This window comes from Kiloniella antarctica, from assembly GCF_042682825.1.
Taxonomy (GTDB): Bacteria; Pseudomonadota; Alphaproteobacteria; order Kiloniellales; family Kiloniellaceae; genus Kiloniella; species Kiloniella antarctica.
In genome coordinates, this window is record NZ_JBHUII010000004.1 from 279205 (window position 1) to 301697 (window position 22493).

The 22493-nt window shown below is 44.5% G+C and carries 22 protein-coding genes; 10 read left to right on the forward strand and 12 right to left on the reverse strand.

What is annotated here, in order from left to right; translation table 11 throughout:
- Nucleotides 1-25 precede the first annotated feature (25 nt).
- Together ACFSKO_RS08260 and ACFSKO_RS08265 are read left to right on the forward strand one after the other, a co-directional pair.
- Nucleotides 26-1051 carry a DUF21 domain-containing protein gene (locus ACFSKO_RS08260; protein WP_380250366.1) on the forward strand — a complete coding sequence of 342 codons (1026 nt, stop codon included), beginning with the start codon at nt 26-28 and terminating at the stop codon, nt 1049-1051.
- 248 nt (nt 1052-1299) lie between these two features.
- A complete protein-coding gene (locus ACFSKO_RS08265; protein WP_380250368.1) occupies nt 1300-2634 on the forward strand; it encodes a threonine/serine exporter family protein in 1335 nt (444 codons plus the stop codon).
- A 145-nt stretch (nt 2635-2779) separates the two neighbouring features.
- Here the strand turns inward: ACFSKO_RS08265 and ACFSKO_RS08270 are convergent, their stop codons facing one another.
- The 3 genes from ACFSKO_RS08270 to ACFSKO_RS08280 form a co-directional block, all read right to left on the reverse strand.
- On the reverse strand, nt 2780-3697 hold the full coding sequence (locus tag ACFSKO_RS08270; RefSeq protein ID WP_380250370.1) for a manganese-dependent inorganic pyrophosphatase: 918 nt from the start codon (nt 3695-3697) through the stop codon (nt 2780-2782).
- A 158-nt stretch (nt 3698-3855) separates the two neighbouring features.
- Nucleotides 3856-4116 (reverse strand): helix-turn-helix domain-containing protein, encoded by a 261-nt coding sequence (locus tag ACFSKO_RS08275; protein WP_465262313.1) that lies wholly within the window; start codon nt 4114-4116, stop codon nt 3856-3858.
- Nucleotides 4117-4118: 2 nt separating this feature from the next.
- Entirely contained in the window at nt 4119-4652 is a 534-nt protein-coding gene (locus ACFSKO_RS08280; RefSeq protein ID WP_380250372.1) for a DUF2975 domain-containing protein, read from the reverse strand.
- A gap of 341 nt (nt 4653-4993) precedes the next feature.
- Between ACFSKO_RS08280 and ACFSKO_RS08285 the strand changes: the two genes are divergently transcribed.
- Nucleotides 4994-5473: a tetratricopeptide repeat protein gene (locus ACFSKO_RS08285; protein WP_380250374.1), complete on the forward strand. Its 480-nt coding sequence runs from the start codon at nt 4994-4996 to the stop codon at nt 5471-5473.
- Between the two features lie 42 nt (nt 5474-5515).
- On the opposite strand, the gene speE is transcribed toward ACFSKO_RS08285, so the two are convergent.
- From speE to ACFSKO_RS08300, 3 genes are all read right to left on the reverse strand, one after another.
- A complete protein-coding gene (gene speE / locus ACFSKO_RS08290; protein WP_380250376.1) occupies nt 5516-6352 on the reverse strand; it encodes a polyamine aminopropyltransferase in 837 nt (278 codons plus the stop codon).
- A gap of 102 nt (nt 6353-6454) precedes the next feature.
- Nucleotides 6455-7804, reverse strand: coding sequence for a flavin monoamine oxidase family protein (locus ACFSKO_RS08295; RefSeq protein WP_380250378.1), 1350 nt, complete (start codon nt 7802-7804; stop codon nt 6455-6457).
- A gap of 209 nt (nt 7805-8013) precedes the next feature.
- On the reverse strand, nt 8014-8850 hold the full coding sequence (locus tag ACFSKO_RS08300) for an isocitrate lyase/PEP mutase family protein (RefSeq protein ID WP_380250380.1): 837 nt from the start codon (nt 8848-8850) through the stop codon (nt 8014-8016).
- A gap of 275 nt (nt 8851-9125) precedes the next feature.
- Here ACFSKO_RS08300 and ACFSKO_RS08305 point away from each other — a divergent pair, with 275 nt between their 5' ends.
- The 3 genes from ACFSKO_RS08305 to ACFSKO_RS08315 all read left to right on the forward strand — a co-directional run bounded on the left by ACFSKO_RS08305 (nt 9126) and on the right by ACFSKO_RS08315 (nt 12079).
- Nucleotides 9126-9725, forward strand: a complete 600-nt coding sequence (locus tag ACFSKO_RS08305; RefSeq protein WP_380250382.1) for a hypothetical protein — start codon at nt 9126-9128, stop codon at nt 9723-9725.
- 146 nt (nt 9726-9871) lie between these two features.
- On the forward strand, nt 9872-10612 hold the full coding sequence (locus ACFSKO_RS08310) for a 5'-methylthioadenosine/adenosylhomocysteine nucleosidase (RefSeq protein WP_380250384.1): 741 nt from the start codon (nt 9872-9874) through the stop codon (nt 10610-10612).
- A gap of 276 nt (nt 10613-10888) precedes the next feature.
- On the forward strand, nt 10889-12079 hold the full coding sequence (locus tag ACFSKO_RS08315; RefSeq protein WP_380250386.1) for a methyl-accepting chemotaxis protein: 1191 nt from the start codon (nt 10889-10891) through the stop codon (nt 12077-12079).
- A 165-nt stretch (nt 12080-12244) separates the two neighbouring features.
- Here ACFSKO_RS08315 and ACFSKO_RS08320 read toward each other — a convergent pair whose 3' ends face one another.
- Entirely contained in the window at nt 12245-12985 is a 741-nt protein-coding gene (locus tag ACFSKO_RS08320; RefSeq protein WP_380250388.1) for an SDR family oxidoreductase, read from the reverse strand.
- 200 nt (nt 12986-13185) lie between these two features.
- Between ACFSKO_RS08320 and ACFSKO_RS08325 the strand changes: the two genes are divergently transcribed.
- Nucleotides 13186-13779 carry a TetR/AcrR family transcriptional regulator gene (locus tag ACFSKO_RS08325; RefSeq protein ID WP_380250390.1) on the forward strand — a complete coding sequence of 198 codons (594 nt, stop codon included), beginning with the start codon at nt 13186-13188 and terminating at the stop codon, nt 13777-13779.
- 165 nt (nt 13780-13944) lie between these two features.
- On the opposite strand, the gene ACFSKO_RS08330 is transcribed toward ACFSKO_RS08325, so the two are convergent.
- Together ACFSKO_RS08330 and ACFSKO_RS08335 are read right to left on the reverse strand one after the other, a co-directional pair.
- Nucleotides 13945-14736, reverse strand: a complete 792-nt coding sequence (locus tag ACFSKO_RS08330; RefSeq protein ID WP_380250392.1) for a substrate-binding periplasmic protein — start codon at nt 14734-14736, stop codon at nt 13945-13947.
- Between the two features lie 230 nt (nt 14737-14966).
- Entirely contained in the window at nt 14967-15293 is a 327-nt protein-coding gene (locus tag ACFSKO_RS08335) for a DUF1294 domain-containing protein (RefSeq protein ID WP_380250394.1), read from the reverse strand.
- Between the two features lie 309 nt (nt 15294-15602).
- Between ACFSKO_RS08335 and ACFSKO_RS08340 the strand changes: the two genes are divergently transcribed.
- Together ACFSKO_RS08340 and ACFSKO_RS08345 are read left to right on the forward strand one after the other, a co-directional pair.
- On the forward strand, nt 15603-15980 hold the full coding sequence (locus tag ACFSKO_RS08340) for a VOC family protein (protein ID WP_380250396.1): 378 nt from the start codon (nt 15603-15605) through the stop codon (nt 15978-15980).
- A gap of 101 nt (nt 15981-16081) precedes the next feature.
- Nucleotides 16082-16855 carry a substrate-binding periplasmic protein gene (locus ACFSKO_RS08345; RefSeq protein ID WP_380250398.1) on the forward strand — a complete coding sequence of 258 codons (774 nt, stop codon included), beginning with the start codon at nt 16082-16084 and terminating at the stop codon, nt 16853-16855.
- Nucleotides 16856-16892: 37 nt separating this feature from the next.
- Here the strand turns inward: ACFSKO_RS08345 and ACFSKO_RS08350 are convergent, their stop codons facing one another.
- The 3 genes from ACFSKO_RS08350 to ACFSKO_RS08360 form a co-directional block, all read right to left on the reverse strand.
- Nucleotides 16893-17594, reverse strand: a complete 702-nt coding sequence (locus ACFSKO_RS08350) for a helix-turn-helix domain-containing protein (RefSeq protein WP_380250400.1) — start codon at nt 17592-17594, stop codon at nt 16893-16895.
- Between the two features lie 2 nt (nt 17595-17596).
- Entirely contained in the window at nt 17597-19135 is a 1539-nt protein-coding gene (locus tag ACFSKO_RS08355) for a hypothetical protein (protein ID WP_380250402.1), read from the reverse strand.
- A gap of 117 nt (nt 19136-19252) precedes the next feature.
- Nucleotides 19253-21502 (reverse strand): mechanosensitive ion channel family protein, encoded by a 2250-nt coding sequence (locus ACFSKO_RS08360; protein ID WP_380250404.1) that lies wholly within the window; start codon nt 21500-21502, stop codon nt 19253-19255.
- A gap of 420 nt (nt 21503-21922) precedes the next feature.
- Between ACFSKO_RS08360 and ACFSKO_RS08365 the strand changes: the two genes are divergently transcribed.
- Nucleotides 21923-22459, forward strand: coding sequence for a carboxymuconolactone decarboxylase family protein (locus ACFSKO_RS08365; RefSeq protein WP_380250406.1), 537 nt, complete (start codon nt 21923-21925; stop codon nt 22457-22459).
- Nucleotides 22460-22493: the final 34 nt, after the last annotated feature.

Genomic DNA, 22493 nt, shown 5'->3' on the forward strand with positions numbered 1-22493 from the left:
TCGAGACAATTTTGAAGAGGTTTTTATGAACGCTGTTGTCGTTGAGAGCTTTACATGGCTGGGTATTTTATTTTGTCTTAGTCAGTCTGCAATGTTCTCAGGCCTCAATCTCGCCTATTTCAGCGTGAGCAGGCTTCGCCTGGAAGTTGAGGCCGAGACTGGTAATGCCGCAGCACAAAGGGTCTTGGATTTACGGTCTGATTCTAATTTTCTACTCACGACAATCCTGTGGGGGAATGTCAGTATCAACGTCCTACTGACTCTGCTTTCGAATTCAGTTATGACCGGTTTTGGCGCTTTTCTTTTTTCAACGATCATAATTACATTATTTGGTGAGATCTTCCCTCAAGCTTTTTTCTCTCGAAAGGCCCTGATTATCGGGGCACGTCTTGCGCCAGTGTTGAGAGCATACCAACTGCTCCTTTATCCTTTGGCAAAACCCGTTGCTATGTTTTTAGACAAATGGCTCGGGAAAGAAGGCGTGGACTTTCTACGTGAACGAGGGGTCAGGGAAATGATCCGCCAGCACATGGAAGCAGATGAAACGGACTTGGGTCGTATTGAAGGTCTTGGAGCGCTTAATTTTTTACGACTGGATGATATTAGTGCCTCGCAAGAGGGCGAACCCGTTGATCAACGGAGTATCATCCAGATGCCATTCCGTGGCCAAGAAGTCATCTTTCCCCCTGATGCAGGAGAGAAGAATGGTGTCTTCTTGGGGCAACTCCGTTCTTCCGGTAAAAAATGGGCAGTTCTAACGAACGAAAAAGATCAACCGTTTATGGTGGTTGATACTGATGCTTATCTGCGTAGCGCCCTTTTGGACGAGAATAGTTTTCAGCCAGAGCAACACTGTCATCGCCCAATTGTCATACGTGATTCGTCAAAAAGACTTGGTCACATTTTACAACAATTCGAGGTACAAGCGACTTACAAAGGCGATGATGTTGTCGACCGAGATGTCGTCCTTATCTGGGGCGAAGACAGACGAATTATCACGGGCGCCGATATTCTGGGCCGGCTTTTGAGTGGGATAACCAAGCTCAAGTAAAATATTACATAATTATGGAAACAACCGAATTTTACTATTCAGACTTGCTGCTCTTTGGATTTGCGATCTAAAAGTACGTACTCTCGCCTTTATCAGATAAGTTATTCCCTTAACCTATGATATTCGCTATGGTCACCATCACTTTGGCAGATCCGTTCTGAAAATTGACTCCGCAAGATTTTGCGTGACTATTACCCCAAAAAATAACCGGTACTCCCAACCTCACAAAACAACAGAAACACGACGGCATGGCCAAAAGAACCAAATCGCTCTCTAAATCCCGTAAGGGGCAAAAACCTGCAGGAAAGAGCCCCAGTAACAAGGATAGTCCCAGCCTTGGCTCCCAATCACGTCGTATAACCGATGACCCAACATACGAAGAAGCATGTCGATTTATTATTAGGCTTGGAACTGCCGTGCATGGTTATGGTCCATCGGCAGCACGGCTTGAATCTTTTCTTAATCGTGTAACCGATGCCTTGGGCTACAATGGAGTTTTTCGCTCAACCCCCTCAGAAATAACCTTTGCCTTTTCACAGCGCGACCAATTATGGCAGCGCACTCATATCGCACCGGTTCCTGTTGGCGGCTATAACATGGCCAAGCTCGCCTATGTCGGAGATTTGGTGGATAAGGTGGTTTCAGGCAGCCTTACGCTCAATCAAGCAACACTCCGACTGGATGAAATCGATCGTATGCCCAGCCCCTGGGGTGTTTTGACTTACGCCCTCAGTTTTTTCTTAGTCGGTATCGGTTTCTCTGGACTTATTCAGGGCAACCTATGGGATATTGGCCTCTCTGGTCTACTCAGCCTGGCGGTATATCTTCTCGTGGTCCTGGCTGATAGACGAGGTGAACGGTTTTCTGATGCTTTGCCCTTTGTATCTGCCTATTTTGCAGGGTTCTGCGCCGCTGGGATCAAGTTGTTCCTGCCCGAGGTCAACGACAGCGTGATCACTCTTTCTGCTATCGTCATTCTCATTCCTGGCTTTGCCGTTTCCGCCGGGATCATTGAAATCGTGGAAAATCATGTTGTCGCAGGCTCTGCCCGCTTGATGGGCGGGCTGGTTTATTTGATCAAACAATTTACCGGAGCCTGGCTTGGCATGGCCACTATTGGTCTGCTCTGGACAACCGAGACAACGGTTATTGATACGGGTTCTTCTGAAATTGATACGTGGGTATTTATTGCACTGTTATTTCTCGGCCTTTGCTTTGCCTACCAAACCTTGTTGCGGGATTTTATCTGGGTGATTATCAGCTGCGCCCTTTCTTATGGCGGCGTTATTATTAGCAGTACTTTACTTTCGGCGGACCTTGGTACTCTTTTTGGCGCTGTAATAGCAGGCATGTTTGCCAACACTTGGGTTCGGCTGACCGGGCGGCCAACTTCAATCGTCCTCATCCCCGCGATTACTGTATTGGTCAGTGGCTCTATCGGCTTTAGGGGACTTATTGACGCCGCTTCCGGGCAAACAGATCAAGGTATGGATCAGTTTATGCAAATGTTCATCGTTGCCCTTGCAATCTCAGCAGGATTATTGATATCCAATACCATTCTGCGCCCCAAAGCGACGCTGTGAAAACTTTGAAAATGCTCTAGAAAAAGTTCAACAAACTAATACTAACACCGAATAAAAAACTAAAGACTGATACACAAAAAGGGCAGATATCTTATTAGATACCTGCCCTTTTTTTATTCTTCTTAACGAAACTGAATGGAAAAGATTAAACCGCCAAGCTTGGTATAATCTGTTTTTTACGCGAAACCACACCCGGCAATACAACACTGTCACCAGTAACCGTAACGCCAAAAGATTTCTCGGCAACCGCTTTCACGACATCATTGGCAATCAACAAGGTTGCTTCTTTTTCAAGAATATTAACGACAAAGAGAAGAACCTGATCAACGCTGTCTTCACTGGCAACCGTGCTCATCGAAGAAATCAGGCTTTCTTTGCGCGCAAAGATCGTCTCTGGGCTCGTAGTTTCCAGAACTGATACCCGGAATTTCACATCACCAACGTCGTACTTCTTGCTGTCAAGACGCAGGAGCTCAACATCAGAGAGATGTGATACATCTGATTTAGCCGCGAACATTTCTTCGGAGTAATTTTTTATATTTACCCCTAAGCTGCTTGCAAGTTCTTTGGCTTTTTTGATGTCAGTCTTCGTTGTTGTTGGGCTGCTAAACGCCAAAGTATCCGATAGAATACATGACAGCATCAATCCCTTGATCGGTGCAGGCGCTTTTCTCATCGCATGATTGATAAGATCAATCATGATTGTGGCAGTTGATGCAACAGGCTTGATCGTAATGTTAATTGGCTGTTTTGTTTTGATCCCGCCAACCAGTAAATGATGATCAATAATCTCTATGATATTGGCTTCATTTACATTGCTTGGCAGTTCGTCTGGGTTATTGGTGTCGACGATAACAACATCATCACCAGCTTCCAATTTACCAAGCGTCGCAGGCATATCAAAACCCCAACGTTTAAGAACAAATTGTGCTTCGGTGTTTGGGGTTTCCAAAACGAAGGCCTCGGCATTCTGGCCTTTGATTTCCTTTAGATACCATGCCCAAATCAGAGCAGAGCACGTCGCGTCAGTGTCAGGAGCCAGATGGCCAAAAATTTTGATCATGTTCGAACATTCATATGTTTGTCTGTGGGTGGATTGAATTTTATTGTTGTTATAATCAAGCCGAAGCCATAAGTCACCCCTCTCTTCACTGAGAAGAGCCCCACTTTTGCAACGCAGCCCTGCAGCAACACCATGGCAAGACCCGACGCGTCACAAAATTATTCAAAACTGAGAATATCCCCCGGCTGACAATCAAGAACTTCACAGATTTTCTGCAAGGTACTAAAGCGGATGCCTTTAACCTTGCCTGATTTAAGTAATGAAACGTTCTGGACTGTTATTCCCACCTGGCTGGCCAATTCATTAGATCGCATTTTACGCTTCGCCAGCATTACATCCAAGGTTACAACTATTTCTTTTTCAATGATTTTGTCACCATTACCGGGGTTTACATCATTCACGGTTTTTACAAATTCCATAATCAAACAATCTTCTCGTATTCTTCAGCAACTTCCCGCGCCCGCACCAGAACACTGGCCATAAGCGAAAGTAAAACCCCGATCAGGAGAAGAACAAAACTGATGGGCGCAGTAGAGGCATCCACATCCAACATAATCATACGTTTTCCAATCTCATTGTCATAGGTCAACGCCAAGCTCATAAGTGCCTGTACCACAGGAATCATCAACGTAAACACAACAAGCGACAGACCAAACCGACGAAGGCATTGGCTAAATTCAGGAACATACCATTTCCCTTCATTCAACCTGCTGAAAATTTTCGCAACTGCCCAAAGTCCGTAAGCAAGGACACCGAGATGAACTGAAGATATAAGTGCGCCAAATATCCGGTTATTTAACCCCAAATTAAAATCTGTTTCGACCATGCCCGAATAGGCGCGAGCAGGAAATTCAGCATACTCTACCCCAAACCACAAAGCGCCATTTAACAAAATAAACCCAATCGCGAGCAATCGGGAAAAGGGCGCAAGAAAGGGAGACAACAACTTGAACATTATAATTTATCCTAAACAATAATTCACATTTACTGAATATTAATTATTGTTTTACGATAATTTTGTCAAGCCTAAGATTTATTTAAAATAATTATCAACAATCATATAAGATCATCAATATCAAGGATCTCATATAGGAATTTAAATAAGAAAGGTTCAGGCGCAATATCATTAGAAAAATCAATAATTGATCTCTGATTAAGATATAGGCATGATTTCCCACACCACGCCTAATCTGATTAGGAAGCCAAGCCTTAAATAACTTATTTCATATAGCATGCCTAACGAACTCAGCGCGCGTAACATGCCCAAGCAAAATCATCATAATCCGGAGAATTGAAGTGTATAAACTTCTCGCGACCTTACTGTTAACATTTACTTTCATGGCCCCCGCATTTTCGGATGACCTAAAGGATGCGAAACAGGCCGTTAAACACCAGAATTACCAAACAGCTTATGCCCTTTACAAACCCCTTGCTGAGCAAGGAGAAGTAGAGGCTCAGTATGCTTTGGGGGAAATGTATAGTAAGGGGTTGGGGGCAGAGCAGGATCTAAAGGCTGCAACACAGTGGTATGAATTGGCAGCCGAACAAGGTCATTTGTTGGCCCAGCTTCAAGCTGGACGCATATATTTCCTCATAACCGAGGATCTGGTCAATGCCCATAAATGGTTAAACATCATTTCAGAACGAAAAATCGACGACGCAAAAAAACTACAGCTCATGGCCGCAGAAATGCGTAATGACATTGCCAAGGAAATGACACAAGAACAGCTTCAAGAAGCACAAAAGTTAGCTAAAATCTGGTTAGCCAAGCAATAGATCAAAAAAGCGAACAAAGGCCGAGGATCAGGCCCCTTATATCTAACGACATGCTTCCATATAGAACGCGGCCTTGTGAGAGCGTTCAGTATAGTAGCGTGTGGAGAGGTTTTGCGTCATATTCTTGTTACTGGTTTTGAGATTGGTTTCGGCAATGTCATTGAGATCGTGCGCATCACTCGCCCAAGAGAAGGCATGCAAGCCGCCAATGTAAGTCGGCACTGCGGCATGGTAGAAGCCACCAAAGGTAAAGTGCGCGTGCATACGCTCATTCATGTGGGTACGTATAGACGGCTGATAGGCCGGACAACCAGCCTGGGCAACGATAATGCCGCCTTTCGCTAAACGCGCCTTGGCATATCCATAAAATGCATTGGTAAAAAGCGCTGTGGAATTATCATCAGGATCAGTCGAATCAATAATAATGACATCAAATTCTTGATCACTCTCCCGTAAATATTTGGCCCCATCACCAATAATCAGATTAAGGCGCGGATCATCAAAAGCACCGTGCAGGATATCGCTTAAATGTTCGTGACATATCTTAACCAAAGCACCATCGATTTCAACCATCGTAACCTGGGTTAATGCTTCGTGCTTGAGGACCTCGCGCAGGACGGTACCGTCGCCAGCCCCGATGATCAAAACGCGCTTGGGTGCAGGGTGGGAAACCATGGGAACATGCACCATACTTTCGCTATAGATGTGCTCATCAAATTCAGTGATTTGCACCGCATCATCAAGAACCAACACGCGGCCCAGTAGATTATTGTCAAAGATTGATACGTTCTGAAAGTCTGTTTGGCCTTCAAAAATAACCCGATCAATACGGATAGACTGGCGAATTTCAGGATGGATAGCTTCCTCGAACCAGGACATATTTATAAATCTTTCAATATCTTATTGGATTATTTTAAGTTTTAATCTGGACTGTAACGAATGTCTGTGTCTGTGTTGCGCCTTTCACCTACACGCTGAGCCTCAAGAAGAGGATAATCCTTGCGCACTCAGGACTTCCTCTGCGGCCTGTTGCCCGGTTAAATATGCCCCGGGAGCCATTGACGCCCACTTGCCATGTAAAGCTTCCCCGGCAAAGAACAAACGCCCCTCAACAGGCCGTCGCGCCACTTCGCGTTTATGATTATGACCAATATTAGAATAGGCATACCCACCTCGTGCCCAAGGGTCCGCGTGCCATTTGGTAAAATGTCCCTTCACAAAAAGTTTTTTGATATCGTTTCCCATAATTCCGGCCAGTGAGTTCAATGCCATATCAAACGCAAGACGATCGGCATCTTTTTCAGCAGTAAGATCACGGGCCAGTTGTCCACCAATGAACATGGTATCCAGCGCTTGACCAAAGGGGCGGATAAAGTGGTCCTGCCACCCACCCTGACCGTAACCACGGTTACTACCATTACTGCTGTTACTGCCTGCCTCTTGAACATAAGCTGTGATGGTATTCAAATCCGAATAGAGGCTATTAAACTCTTCTTTAAACTGCAGGGTGATTTTGTCCAACACCCCCATGGGTAATTGCGAAAAAGCTTCTCTCTTCTCAGCGGGGAGCTGTGGCTCAAATTTCAAGGTTTCATCGGCAATAATCTCTGTGGGTACAGTAACAACAACAGCTTTGGTTTCCACCACCCCTTGACTGGTTTCCAAAGAAACACCTTTGCGCCCCCACCTGATTTTATTCACTTGGGTGTTTAGCCTGACTGGCACGTTCCCCAAGGCCGCAAAAATCCCCGCAGACAAACCTTGAGGCACCAACCATTCTGTTCCAGTTTCATATTGGGTTTGATAATCAACAACCGATAGATCGTTGGTTTTTTGACCTGCTTCAAACTCTCCCTTACGCAAATGCGCCAAGCAATCCCACTGGTTTTGCGGCGGCCTCAAGTCATAAATGGAGATATCTCCTCTGGTCTTCGCGTCGTATGCCCAGAGATCATCATACAGCGCGTCCTCTGCCTGTTCGATCCTCGTCTGTTCATCAGCCGTTGCGAGACGGCCCGTACAATAAAATTTTTCATCGAGTGCGCCATGATCAAAAATATCAAACCCCGGCGTTTGTTCTATCAGAGGCGACAACGGGTTCACATCAGCTGAATGCAACCAGGTACAACCGTGATCATAAGGCATGCCAAAGGTTTCGCTCTCGGTATAAGCCCGACCGCCAATACGATTACGTGCCTCCAGAACAAGAACATTTAAACCATTATCCATAAGTTTACGCGCCGCGGAAACACCCGCAATCCCAGCACCCATAATGATCACATCTGGATTAGTTGGTAGCGGTTTTTCGACCTTATTGGCCTGATTGTTCATATCTGTTTTCTTTAGTCATTGACCCAAATTTTAATGTGGATTTTCATGTGACTTTTCGTGCGTCACTTCAGAGAGAATAAAAAACGTTGTTAAAATTTAACATAGCCTGAAAAACCGAAAGTACTCGCCTAAACAGGTTTCTTTAATCCAATAATTAAGTGCTTACCCCATTCTGTTCCATAAGAACAGGGCCATAAATCACCTACAAATTAGAGTTTCTTTGGTTGTACCATAAAATCACTGGTTTCTTTGTGCGACAAGGCATCTGAAGCATAATCAAAAGTTCCGTGCTCTTTCACTTCTCTGGCTGCGGCCATAAAAGCCCCCAAGGCTGCACGGGCAAAAGATCCCCCCACGGATATACGTTTTACACCTACAGCACGCAGATCATCGACGGTGTAGGTTGCCCCTCCACGTCCCATAACAACATTCACGGGCTTGCCAACGGCTTCACATACGGCCCTCATCGCATCCAGATCTGGCAACCCCGGCGCAAAGAGTACGTCTGCCCCGGCATCTTCAAAAGCCTTCAGACGGCGAATGGTATCGTCGAGATCAGGTTTGCCATGCAGATAATTTTCCGCTCTCGCTGTCAAAAGGAACGGAAGATCCCGACTGGCTTCACTGGCAGCACGCACACGATCAACCGACTGCTCAAACTCAAAAATCGGGTTGAGAGGGTTACCAGTGGCATCTTCTATAGATCCACCAACAAGCCCAACACCCGCTGCAAGGCGAATGGTCTCTGCGCAGTCATCCGGAGAAGCACCAAATCCTTCTTCCAGATCAGCAGAAACCGGCAGATCCGTCGCATTCACAATTTCCCGGCAATTATCCAAGGTCTCACCTTGCGTCAAGGCTGCAACGCCATCACAACGCCCAAGGGCAAAAGCCAATCCAGCAGAGGTCGTAGCCAATGCATCAAATCCCAATGACGACAACATCATTGCTGTTCCAGCGTTCCAGGCATTCGGGATCAAAAAGGTGCCTTCTCTTTCATGAAGAGATTTAAATATTTCAAATTTCTGTTGTTGTGTTTTTTTCATCCCGTTTTCCTTTTGAATCACTTTATTCAATAAACTTGTATCCTAAAAATACTATAAACCTTACGAACAGGAATTATGATCAAAAACGACACTTCAACAGCATAACGTCCAGTGATTGTATTTTTAAGTACCTATTCACATCTTTGAGATAACATTAAGAAACAAATAGGAATTTCTCTATATTATCTTGTAAAAGGCCATGGTGTAACTTTTTATTCGACCAGTTGCTTAAGACAACGGGCCTCTTGCCTAGATGGCAATAAATGGAGCTAAACATGAAAGGCACGCCTAAAATTTTTATCAGCGCCGGGGGCGGGTTCCTTGCCCTTGTTATGGCAGCCTTATTGCTTTTCTTTTACCTTGAATCAACAAAGCCCACCAAAGATAAGAAAAAATCAATTGAAGTCGAAATAAGCATCGGCGAAGAAAACAGACCAGAACACCTTCGCCAAATAGATCAGCTTATGAGCACCATGGAACTCGACAAAGTCAACGTCCAGGTTCCACCCAAACAAAAAACCAATGACACTGCACAGGTAAAAGTGTCTTTGCGTTTGGCTGGTACGATAGAACTTCTAAAACTATCTATAGCGAATGAAGCCCTAAAGACCGGATCAAAAGTGAAAATCAACGATACAATGGCCGTACTTCTTTCTGGTGATGCTTTTAAAATCACCCCTCGTGGCCCAGCAGAACAACCCGTTTTTAAAAACCAGAATACTGAATGGAAATGGGAGATCAGACCTAAACAGGCTGGCCAACAAGAATTACATTTCACTGTAATCGCCTTTTTTAGTGTCGATGGGAAACGTACGTCTCATGCCATCAAAAATTTTGATAAAGTCATAAAGATTGAAGGTAAACCCAAGAGTTAACTACCCGGCGTCTCTCTAATCTCCTCTTAAGTCGCTTTAAATAAAGCACCTGTCGCCTTGTGCGCTCCGCTGAAAGGCTTAATTTATTATTCCCTTAACCTCAATAATGTACAGTACAAGGAAACCTGCCAGTTAAGGAGAAGCAGATGCTAGGCGTTATCGGCGCAATGAGCGAAGAAGTTCAGCTTTTGCTAGGAGAGTTAACAGACACTACCGAAAGTACCCACGCGGGCATCATAGTAACCCAAGGGAACTATAAGGGCGCAAAAATCGCACTTGCTCAATCTGGTATCGGTAAGGTCAATGCCACCATCTGCACTCAAATGCTGATTGATCTTTTCAAACCTCAAAAAATGGTTTTCAGCGGTGTCGCCGGGGGATTGCTGCCCAATATGCAGGCCGGAGACATCATCGTTGCCAGCCATGTGGTCGAATACGATATGGACCTCACCGCCTTTGGCCGCCGCCACGGCGAAACCCCCGGCCGGGATCGCTTGATAGAATGCGAACCCGACCTGGTAGGCAAAGCCACCACTGCTTTTGACCAAGCCTTTGAAGGCGTAGAAGGTGCGCCCAACCTGATGCTCGGTACCATTGCCTCGGGCGATACCTTTGTACAGGACAAGGAAAAACTCCGCTGGTTGCAGCGCGAGTTTGCCGCCCTCGCCACCGAGATGGAAGGCGCCGCCTTTGGCCACACCTGTCATCTCAACGATGTCCCCTTTGTCGTAATCCGCGCCCTGTCCGACTCATCCTCTGACAGCGCCAGCGAAGACTTCGAAGCCAACCTGCACCGTGCCTGTCAAAACTCTTTCCAACTTATGGACCTGATGATCCCGAGCGCTCTTTCCGGCTGGGATCAGGTCGATCGACGCAACCGGGATTAACTTAATGTCACTCCGGCAGGAATTAACCCTGTCAAGGACTTGGTATCCCCCCACCCCTCAACTTCGTTAGCTTAATAATTATCCTTCACAACCTTTTTATTAGTAAGATCTCCGCGTTCCTGCATAATTTACCCTGAGAGTATATTGGGGTTTGATATTGCTAGCCGTTTTGAAATTTTTCATAAAAAAACGTCGTAAAATGTTTCTCAATCAAGCTTTCTCTAACAATAATAACTAACTTAGCTTCATAGGCTGTTCTATAACTTTGGGTGATACATGCAACTTTCTTATATTCGAATTCTTTGCAAAAAAGATCTGGTGCATCGTGCCCTCCTCGTGGCTTTGACCGCAGGATCAATATTAACCGTGATCAATCAATGGGAAGCTCTGTTTGGTGAAAACCTTTTAGATATTCCAAAAGTCATTCTCACCTATTGCGTCCCCTATATTGTTTCCAGTGTATCCAGTTTGATAACGACTGTGGCTCATACAAAACATCACCAGGCCACCTTGGATGAGTTACAAGCTCAGACGGTTGAAATCGAGCGCTCAATGACGACTATCAACTCTGGCCATGATGACCAGCTGGACAGCATCAAGAACACGACCATCCTGAGTAATGCAATTGATCAAGGTAATGGTTTAACCACTCCCCTGTCTTCTGCAATCACCAAAGGTACAAATATCAAAAGTAACGCCGAAAAGGTAAATATCACATCTATAGAACGAACCCAATTTATCGGAGAGCTTATTGGAAAAGCTGAAGATTTCGCAGGCAACATTGACGGTCTGATCCAGCAAATGCAAAGCAGCGAGGCTAGCCTCGAGAGTATGGGTGAAACTATTGCCGCCATGAGCAATACTTTCTCCACCATCCATCATGAAATGACTGTTGGTCGTGAAAACAGCTCACAACTGGCAGACAACATCGCTACATTCAATGCAAGTTTTAATGAAATCAATGCCATTGCAGATGATATTGCTACAGTTGCCAGACAAACAAATCTGCTTGCCCTTAACGCAACAATCGAAGCCGCTCGGGCTGGTGAATCCGGTAAAGGTTTTGCCGTTGTAGCTAACGAAGTCAAGGATTTGGCAACAAATGTTTCAAAGTCAGCTACGCAAGTAAATGCGTTGGTCGAAAATTTAAACGAAGGCCTCAAGGATTTAACGCAAGGGATCCGGTCTCTTGAAACAACCATGACAAATACTGAGCAAGAAACCCAGAAAGACGCCCAAAGATCACAACAAACCAGTGGGCAGATGTCATCTCTTGTGAGCGGGACCCGTGCTCAACTTTCCGACTTTAATACTGAGTTGCAAAAATTTAACAGTCTTACGGATGATATTCGTGAAATCAAAGCCAACACAGAAGCTGCCATCTCCGGGTCAGCGCAAAATATCTCTTTAGCATCAGGCCTTCTTGATGAGCTATCGATAATAAGCCATGCCATAGATCAAAAGTAACATCAGAAATCTTGCTATCGAGTACTAAGAGGTCCTGTCACATATATATATATGTTTTAACCTATATCTTTGTATGACAGGACCTTATTAGCAGAATATCAAAGGGAAACCCAAGATCCACCAGAGCTTAACCTACATCTTGGCTATACTTACTCTGGGCCTGATTTACTCTGGAAGCATTGTCGCCACATTTTTCTCCAGTGCTTTCACATCACTGAAATAATTCGCAGAAAACTCAACAGACATAGGATCCGGGTTCACATCTTCTAGGCCTAGTTCAACAGCGTTCAGAACCTCTTTGGCGACAACGTTGGGTGACGTCTTGTCGAGTGGGATATTGGCCGTCATATCTGTATCAATCGGGCCGGGATAAACACCGACAACGTGAGTACCTTGTGCTGCAAGCTCAGCGCGCACCCCTTGCGTGAGGGAATGTACAGCAGCTTTAGAGGCCGAATAAGATCCCAACATCGGGAAATTAACATACGCTGCCACCGAAGAGATATTTACAATCGCACCGCCCCCGTTTTCTTTCAAAGTCGGGGCAAAAGCACGGATAATATTTAGTGGCGCGAAATAGTTGGTTTCCATTTCATCACGCGCATCCTGAACAGACTTTGCTGAAATTAAACCAGCAAACCGAGCTATACCAGCATTGTTGATCAAAAGCGCAATGTCTTTAAATTCAACGGCCAAGGCTTCGATCGCTTCCAATTTGTTAACATCCAGCGCAACAGGAATAACTTTGTCTTCATTCCCTTCAACCAAAGCCGCCAGGTTTTCTGTGTTCCGGGCCGTAGCATAAATTTTTGCAGCCCCCGCAGCCAACAGTTCTTCGACAAATGCACGACCAATTCCACGATTTGCACCCGTAACCAAAGCAACTTTACCTTTAATTCTGCTCATTATCTTTTCCTCAAAATTACATTAAAATACCGATAGGTATTAAAATAAGAAGAACAACATTATTGTCAATATTAAAATACCGTATGGTATTTTAATATTCAAATGCTTCTCCTCTCGACCCACCCACAACTTGATGCTTGTGGGATTACAGGAAGTTGTTAAAATACCGATCGGTAAAAATAAAATACGTTGGTGAAACCATGGGACGCGGTCGCCCTCGGAAAATGGACCCGGAAACAGTTCTTGAAACTGCGATGAAAGTCTTTTGGAACAAAGGCTTTGATGGCACCTCCATGACTGATCTTGTCAATGAAACAGGGATGGCCAAACCGGGATTATACGCCTGTTTTGGCGATAAGGAATCTCTCTATAAGAAAGCCTTATCCCATTACAATAATAGCTTTGGCTCACCGGCTATCGATGAATTACGCAACTCAAACGACCCCTTAAAAGTCCGTGTCCGGAACTTTCTAAATAATGTCGCCCACTCTATGCTTGATAAAAATAACCCAAGCGGTTGTTTTGTGGTCAACAGCTTGGTTCAAGGCGCTTCACAGCACACGGAAATGGAAGCAATCGGCCAAAAGTATGATCAAAATCGCCGATCTGCCTTTATTGAAATTTTTGAAAAATCCCAGCAAAAAGGGGAACTTCCCCCTGAGGTCGATGCAAAGGCACTTGCTGAGTTTTTCTCGGCTCAATCCCTCGCCCTCGGCGTTCTTGGTCGCGCAAACGCCAGCAGAGAAACCATAACGTCTATTGTTGATATCGCGTTGACCGTTCTGCCTGAATAGCATCCTAAAGAAAGAACAAAGGCCTTAGCCTTTACGCCCCGGTTTGTTGCTTGTGGGAAATTAAAAAATTCAGCGAACCAGATGTATTTAGCTGGTATCACTGCTTGAAACGATCTGTAGGCATCCCCAAAAACCTCACAAAACGATTGCAAATCAAACAGGTCCTTAATTGACCTCGAGATATTGAGCTTCAAGTTGTTCGATAAATTTTTCTTTGTGGAGATCACGGATAACTCTATTAATATCATCCAGAAGGTAATAGCAGGGGGAGAGCCTGCTCATCATAAAATGAACATTATTCGAAGCCACCGGCCAGGGAAGGTCTGTTATACGTTCCAAACTCCCCATTTCTCGTAGGTCTGCAATTCCATCGTATCGCCCTAAGACAGCATAATTTGCCCGCCCAGAAAGTAATAACTCAAGAGTACCGTCCTCTTTGACGCCGTGAATAACCAAGGATTTTTTAGCGAAGAGATCAAATTCTTCACCATAAGATCCCCCCATAGGACGAAGCCCTACAAACCCAATGAGATCTTCGAGCTTATTCAATGAAAACTCTTCACCTTTTCGCACAAAAACGGCGACCTCATCTTTAATCAGTGGTTCTGTGTAGCCATAAATAGAGGAACGTTTCTGTGTCCAATACGCACCAAGCAAAATATCGAGTTCCCCTTTATTCAATTGGCGTATCATACGCTTCCAAGGAACAAGGGGTTCATCTGATATCGGGACATCCAGACGCCTAAAGACTTCACGGGCAACATCCATTGCAATTCCATGATGTTTATTTGTATCTTTTGAGTGCATCAAAACAGGATACCAGTCTGACGCCCCATTGATCCGTATCGAAGTGCAAGCTTTATCATCAGATAAAGCAATTGATTCCATCATGCATAGAGAAACAAAATAAACGAACAAAACCAATACTGTGCATTTGGATATACGTTTTCTAACCATAACGGTCTCCACGGCAACAAAAAATCGCAACCTATGGTTAGTATACACAAATTAAATTATATGATCATATTTTTTTTAATACGCAATTTTATTGCCGATATATCGTAGAAACTCTACCATCGAAATCTTGATATTTTATGGTGATGTGGCAATAACAGCTTTGCCAAAACAAGGTTACTATTTCCAAGAGTTGCATCTGTTTTTTTAAGCACTTTAATCGCGAATATTAATCATACCGATATAAATAGCTGCCTTATAAAAGGCAGCCCCTCTTCAAAACAAAGTGACAAAACTAAAACCAGTTGTAAAACCACGACACAATGAAGATAGAACTTAAAAGGCTGTTTGCAGGTTTTATGACGCAGTACATATTGACCAATGACTGAACCTATAGATCCCCCTGCAAGCGCGATTAAAAGTAATGTGCTTTCAGAAATACGCCATTCCCCCCGAATGGAACAACGTTTATCCCACGCAAAACACAAATAACTAAAAACACTCACACAACAGATATAAGCAGTGGCGATAAAGGCAATGTCATAATTACCAAACAGCATTATATTAATCTCTTACCGTTTCAAAATAAGTCATTCTGAACTTAAAAAAAGTACATATTCCAATAAAATTCTACCATTATCAGCTTGGTATTTCTCTATTGGTTTCAAACGAAAATCAAATCCATTTAACAACGACGACTTAACAATATGCAATCACGATCTTAACAAGAAAAATGCCCTCATAGTTTGAACAAACGACATACCTATATCCCTGTCCGAAATCTTCAAGACAGGTTTTTGGATGTCGCTTAGGGTGCAGATCATCATTTGAAACCTCGGAAATAAAACCTACAGGAAAAGAAACACACCATGCAGCTGGCTTACACTATTCTTTACGTTGAGAACGTCATGAAAACTTTGGAATTTTATCAGGTCGCATTTGGGTTTGAGCAAAAGATGTTACACGAAAGTGGAGATTATGGTGAACTTGATACGGGGGCGACAACGTTGTCATTTTCGTCCCACACTCTAATGGAACAGATTGGCAAAAACCCCGGTCGACCAACCGATGGTAAACCTTGTTTTGAAATTGCCTTTACCACCGATGACGTGCCCGTGGCCCTAAGCACAGCAGTCCGCGCGGGGGCGACGCTGGTTCAAGAGGCGCAGGACATGCCGTGGGGGCAGACAACCGCATATGTTACAGATCTTAATGGATTTTTGGTGGAGCTCTGCTCACCGATTTGAACCTAAAACCTGCCAATAGATTAAGTAACCGCTAAAATACTTATGCAGCCAAAACGAATTATTAGGGTTTTCCATCTATTTATGATGGATGGAAGGACCCTATGATTTTGTTATCGAATATATACGATACACTTAGACCTACTCTTTGTTCTTTATCCATCCTTGCTGGGATGATGCAATTTGTCTGGCCCGTTGCTGCTGATGAAACAGAACTGGTCATTCACGCCGTAAATTACCCTCCTTACGAGATAGAAAATCCCGGCGAAGACGGACTTCACGGATTTGACGTTGAGGTCGTGGTCGAAGCTTTTAAAAGGGTCGATCTATCGGCACGTGTGGTATTCCTTCCATGGAACAGGGTGTTATCCATGGCAGAGCGTGGAACCACAGTTGCCGCACTTTCCTGTGCCAAAGCAGAAAGCCGAGATCATTATTTTCATTACTCAGACCCCATAAGTTCATCCACCAATGTCTATGTCGCCAGAAAGGATTTCAAAGGCAGAATTCCCCTAATATTGGCTGATGGTAAAAATCACAAAGTCGTTGTCGTCGGAGGTTATATTAACGAACTCGAACTCAAAGAAGCCGGTATCCCTTATCTCACTGCCACGAATGACAAGGCCGCTTTAAATATTTTGTTCAAACGGAAATTTGATTTTTTCTATTCCACCCGCGAGTTCATACAACATATCGCTGTTGGTTTGAAAATTTCGGACAAGCTCCAGTATTTCAACACAAATCATCAAGTAGATTACCACCTGTGTTTCAGTCGGGCGTGGCCAAACTCAGAAGTACTACATGAAAAATTCAACAATGGCCTCGCTCAAATCAAAGCCGACGGCACCTTAGAGGCAATCCATGCCCAATACCAGTAGCTCGATTGCCCTTTAAAGTTCAAGAAACACCTTGAAATCAGTCATATCCCAGTTCGAGCAACTGTTTGCCTTGCACACCACCAAGTCGCAACGCCGAAGGAGAAATCGACAACCATTTTTGAAACTCTCGGCTCATATGAGCTTGATCAGAAAACCCATAATCATAAGAAATTTCAGCCAATGAACGAGAACACTTTAAAGCCCGCCCTGTCTTTCTGATTCTTGCCAATCGGATCCAAAACAAAGGCGGTTTCCCTGTTTCTTTCCTGATATGCCTATGTAAAGTTCTCACGCTGACGCCCAACAGTTTTGCGGCCTGATCAACATTTAAAACCCCGGAAGCCAGACAGCTCAAAGCCTGATCCAATTCCCTTTTCAAACCTGTAAAAGCTTCCAGCCGGGACGAGATATCATCTCCTGACAATGCAGGCATCGCCTTACTGTCGTCCCACAGCCCGTTCAAACTTTGGAGTAACTGTTGATCCTGTACGTTTGTCCCCGGCTTCAATCGATAACCACGAAAGCGATCCCCCTTGGCGATAGGAACCTGATAGGTACTATCTTCGAGATCAGACAGGAACCATATCGGGCGCTTTCCCGGACAGATTTTGAAAATCAGGTCACGGCAGCCATCCGGGATCACGAGTGATTTTTCATCACGTTCCGCATCCAATTTCCAATAGGACAGAAGGCTTTCAACGATCCCTTTATCACCGACACCCATATTATCTAAGCTCATACTTAACGTACCTCAGAATGGGTCGATTGGAATACAGGGCGAAACTCTGGCCCACGGGTTAAGCCTTCCCGCTGCAAAGCCCCGATATCCTGGCCTCCCGGAAGTATCCAGTCATCGCCAATCGGCATGATGACTTTCTTAGCCATACCTTTGGCATAACAAGGCGAACGCGTTCCCAACTCAAAATCTCCTTCGAGGACATCATGAAACCTGGGGTCTTCCGCATAGGACTTGGTAACACCGTCATATCCCGCGGCAAGGAGTTCCTCCGGCCAGGACGGATCATAAATTACATCATTTTCAAACCGGATATTATAAAGCCCCCAATTGGTAATAAAGCGCTTTTTTAGATATCCCGGTTCTGATGTCGGTATGCTTAACTCCCCGAAAAAGTCGGCCTCATCAAGAATGAACCGGTCATAACTCTCCCCCTTGTGGGCAACCCAGATCGCATTATTAAAATGCTGAAGCCCTGAAAATTGTCCCTTTCGGGCATAGTCGCTCCGGGTGGCGATACTATTGTGGAAGACATAATTCGGGGCCAGCTGGTCCTGTTTGTTATTGCTATGGAATTTAAACATCCCGCCGCCCCGACTTTCTGTTGGACAGTCAGGTCCCTGAATAGAATCAAACCACCACCGATTGGAAAAGATATAAAAGGCCCCGCCCTTAACAATGTTTAAGGAAAAAGGTTTGTGTGCGTTCTTGATGGTGTTGTTCCAAAACCACCAGTTATAAGCACAGCTCTCAGGTTCAAGGACATTGTCGCGGATTTCAAAAAAATGACAGTCGTGGACATTGATATCCACACAGCGATCCAATTTTTTTTTGGGATTATAAAGGTGTATAGCGTTAAAAGCCTGACCGATTTCACAGTGTTCGAGAGTTAGACCACCAGCGATATCTTCGCCGCGAATAAAATCACCATCGAATAGACGCCAATCTTCTTTAACGTCCACCTTGCCGTATTTTTGGGGATCATCGCGATAATCACCGTGGATACGACCCCACGGAATTTCTTTCCATATCCGTCCTGCAACCCGATCCTGTATCCAACGACAACGTTCAAAGCGCAAACCATATGTACTTTTCCCCGTCGCCGCGATAGCAAAGGTTGCATCGCGAAAATCACAATCCCGAAATGTTAGGTTCTGACACTTTTTGATCGCGATATGAGTGGGCCAGCTTTCTTCAAAGGTTAGTCCCTGAATTAGAATATTAGCTGACTTCTTAATTTTAAGACGCCCATCCATCTTCAGGGGATAAAGACCGGGATACCTGTTCGCCGTGTCAATTTCTCCATCTTGAACCTGTCGGGCTATTTCATTGCCTTGTTCCCGGTAATCATCAGCGCTCAAGTTCATAGTAATGATCGCGCCCGGCTCGCCCCGTAAAATCGTCATGGGACTATCTTGGCCATTTCTGAGCTTGATCTTCAAGACATCCAGATAACGACCGGCTTTGAAAATCACTTCTTTTCCAGGTGTCAGCTCTCTGAGTATCTTTTTAACCGTTTTAGGTGTGACGATGATTTGTTGCATGACACTCCACCTTGCGCCCATTACCTATTAATTTGGACCTATCAATTTGGACCTATCAATTTAGGCTCACCCTAATTGATCTCTTTAGGTAAGCGATTTAAACAAAGAAATTTTGGCCTAACGATCTGGTACAGCACTTTTCTCAACCAACTGATCGACTGGTACAGCTGCCGCCATTGCACTATCGACCTTCTCACCATCAGGACCAACCACTTCAACCTTACGGCGGGCAAACTCGATACCTTCTGCTGCAAACACAGCGCGTATCTTGTGGTAGATCTCACGTCTTAAAACAAACTGTGCACGCGGTTTACACTTGAACTTTACCCGCATGATCAAAGCGGAATCATCATCAATACTCAAAATACCCTGCGACTTTAATGGTTCAAGAAACTTTGGTCCGTGTTCAGGATCTTTCAGGAACTCTTTCCCCACAAGTTTGACCACTTTTTTCACATGCTTTGGATCCGTATCCGGCTCCAGACGGAAAGGCATTTTGTAAATCACCCAATCACGGTTGTGATTAGTAATCTTCTTCAATTCGCCAAAAGGAACTGTAATGACTGATCCACGGTGATGTCGTAGTTGTAACGAGCGGATCGAAATTGATTCGACTTCCCCTCGGGTTTCGTTATCGAGTTCAATATATTCACCAATGCGAAAGGCATCATCGACCAGAAAAAAGATCCCGGAGAAAATATCCTTCACAAGCGTTTGTGCTCCAAAACCAACCGCGATACCGACAACCCCTGCAGAGGCAATAAGTGGTGCAATATCAACCCCAACAGAGGAAAGTACCGTCATAATCACAATGATGCCAAGAAAACCCAATAAAGTGTTACGAAACAAAGGTGTCAAAGTATCGAGACGAGAAGCTGCTGGTATGTCCAAAGGATCAACGTCTTCAGACGCACCACTGACACGCTTTTCAAGATGAAGAGCCGCACCGATCATATTCCAAATCAAAACGCCGATCAGTAAAGTTATAAGAATATCGAACCCTGTACTGGCCCAAATTGGCGCGCCCTCGCCTTTGGCAAAGGACAAGAGGTCCAGTCCCCAAAGATTGGTAATCATCAAAAATCCAACAATTGAAATTACCACACGCCAGGCACTATTAAACACACGGCGGAAACGTTCAGCCATTTCACTTTCATTGTGTAGTAGAGATCTAACCACCTCACGACCAAGACGGTCAAAAATTGGCATCGAGAAAAAGACAATCAACGTGCCAACGGGTCCTTCAAGGTAATGTTGACCACGTTCTAACCAGTGCGCGAGCCAAAAAAGCCAGGCGAAAAGAACATATCCACCCAACAGAAGGGGAGCAGCACTTGATACAATTCGGGCAAAAGGTGTAATCTCATTTTTAGAAACACTCAGCTCCAAATCATCATCATCATCATCATCAAAGTTAAAATCTTCCCGGCGCTGATTCTCCAGAACAAGAACGCTAATTTCCTGAATACGTTCAAAGTTTTTAAATAAGGCAATCAATAAAAGTCCCGCGACAATTGTCCCGGCCAGGGCAACAGTAATCAAAGCAGGTGGAAACCCCAGACCGAGGGTTGGGAAAAATCCCGCAAACAACCATCCCGCGGCGCCAACACAAACAACGCGTTGTAACAATTGATGTGTTCCCTGTGCCGCTTTATCTTGAAGAGAGGCTATCCTGATTTGAGGTGCATCCGGAGCAAAGGCACGTCTGGATACCACAATGAAAAGCCAACTATAACCAACACCCGCATAATAGATCCAAACCATCCCCGTAAGAGGCCCAAGGGCATTCTCGATAGCAGGCACCAGCGCAATAATCCGGGTAGCAGCAACAAAGCCGAGGATAGGTAAAACTTCAAGAACGCCAAGAGCAAGAGTACGAAGAACCTTTTCCCAATATCCACAGTGCGCTGTTGTCGAGAGCCAGCTTCGCCATTTTCGACTTAGCCGCTTGACCACCAAAGAGACAAAAATACCCAAGACAACTAAAAATCCTCCGGAAAGGATCATGCCGAAAAGGCCATCTTTGGCCAATGCAAACCGTTCTTGGACTTGAGCACCTCTCGAACTCAGGTTGGCTATGTCTCCCAACCATCGGCTGACACGGGTTTCAATACGTTCGGCCATTTCGCTCAAACGGAGTTCAATCGCGGCAAGGACAGTGCCATCAAAGACTTCGTCTGCAACTTTCTCATTTGATTGACGAACCAGTTCTTCACGAAAGAGTTCACGTAACTCTTCATCGCTCAAGCGTGCAAGCAAGCTGTCGATCAATTCCGGTGTCAGATTTTCCGGGATCTCTTTTCCGTCCACTCCGTCATCATCACTTGAGAAGATGGTTTGGGCTTGGGCCGAATGTTTATTAGACATAAGTGGGCCAAACATTAAGGCCACAAGGGTTAAGCTAAGAATGAGAAACTTTGGAAAACGATAGATCATGTGCCCACTTTTAAAAGTCTTCAGAGTTTGTGCTATCGGGAATTAGCCGTTCTTTTCAACAGATAAAATGCGATAAATCATACTGTTTTATTTATTTTTATAATTAAAGAGAACTCTAATACTGCTTTCCTGCGAAAGCAAAGACACGTTTCAGTTATAACGCTCTGGCGCGCTTCACAACGCCTCATTATTTCTCAAATGGTCTGCATATCACAAGCTTGTGAGTGCTTCGATCATATAAGTTGATAAATTTTTCTTGAATTTAGGACCATTTGGTCCATATTTGTTTAAGACCACCTAGTCCCCATAAACAAATCGTATGCGCTTTGATTTAAAAAATAGGAAAATACTATGGATTTTAAATTACACACTCAAGAGACCGCTCCTGCAGATAGCCAACCTCTTTTGGAAAATTCTCTTAAAGCCTTTGGCATGATTCCCAATTTGCATGCTGTAATGGCTGAAGCTCCGACAGCGCTGGAAGCATATCAAAACCTTCATACTCTTTTCCAGAATACGAGTTTTAATGCTGATGAACTAACGGTTGTCTGGCAGAGCATTAATGTCGAGCACGACTGCCATTATTGCATCCCCGCACACACGGGTATTGCACATATGATGAAGGTAGATAACAGCATAATAGAAGCTCTTCGTAACAAAACAGAGCTTCCTTCTGAGAAACTAGAAGTACTACGCAATACAACATTGGCTATTGTTCGGAACCGTGGCCACGTTGATGCCGAGGATTTAAAAGCTTTTGTTGCAGTTGGTTACGGTAACCAACAAATTTTGGAAATCATCTTGGGTCTCGCCCAAAAGGTTATGAGCAACTATGTCAACCACTTGGCAGATACCCCTGTGGATGATGCCTTTAAAAAATTCATCTAGTTAAGACAAAAGAAAAGGCTTGGGTGTATCTCAT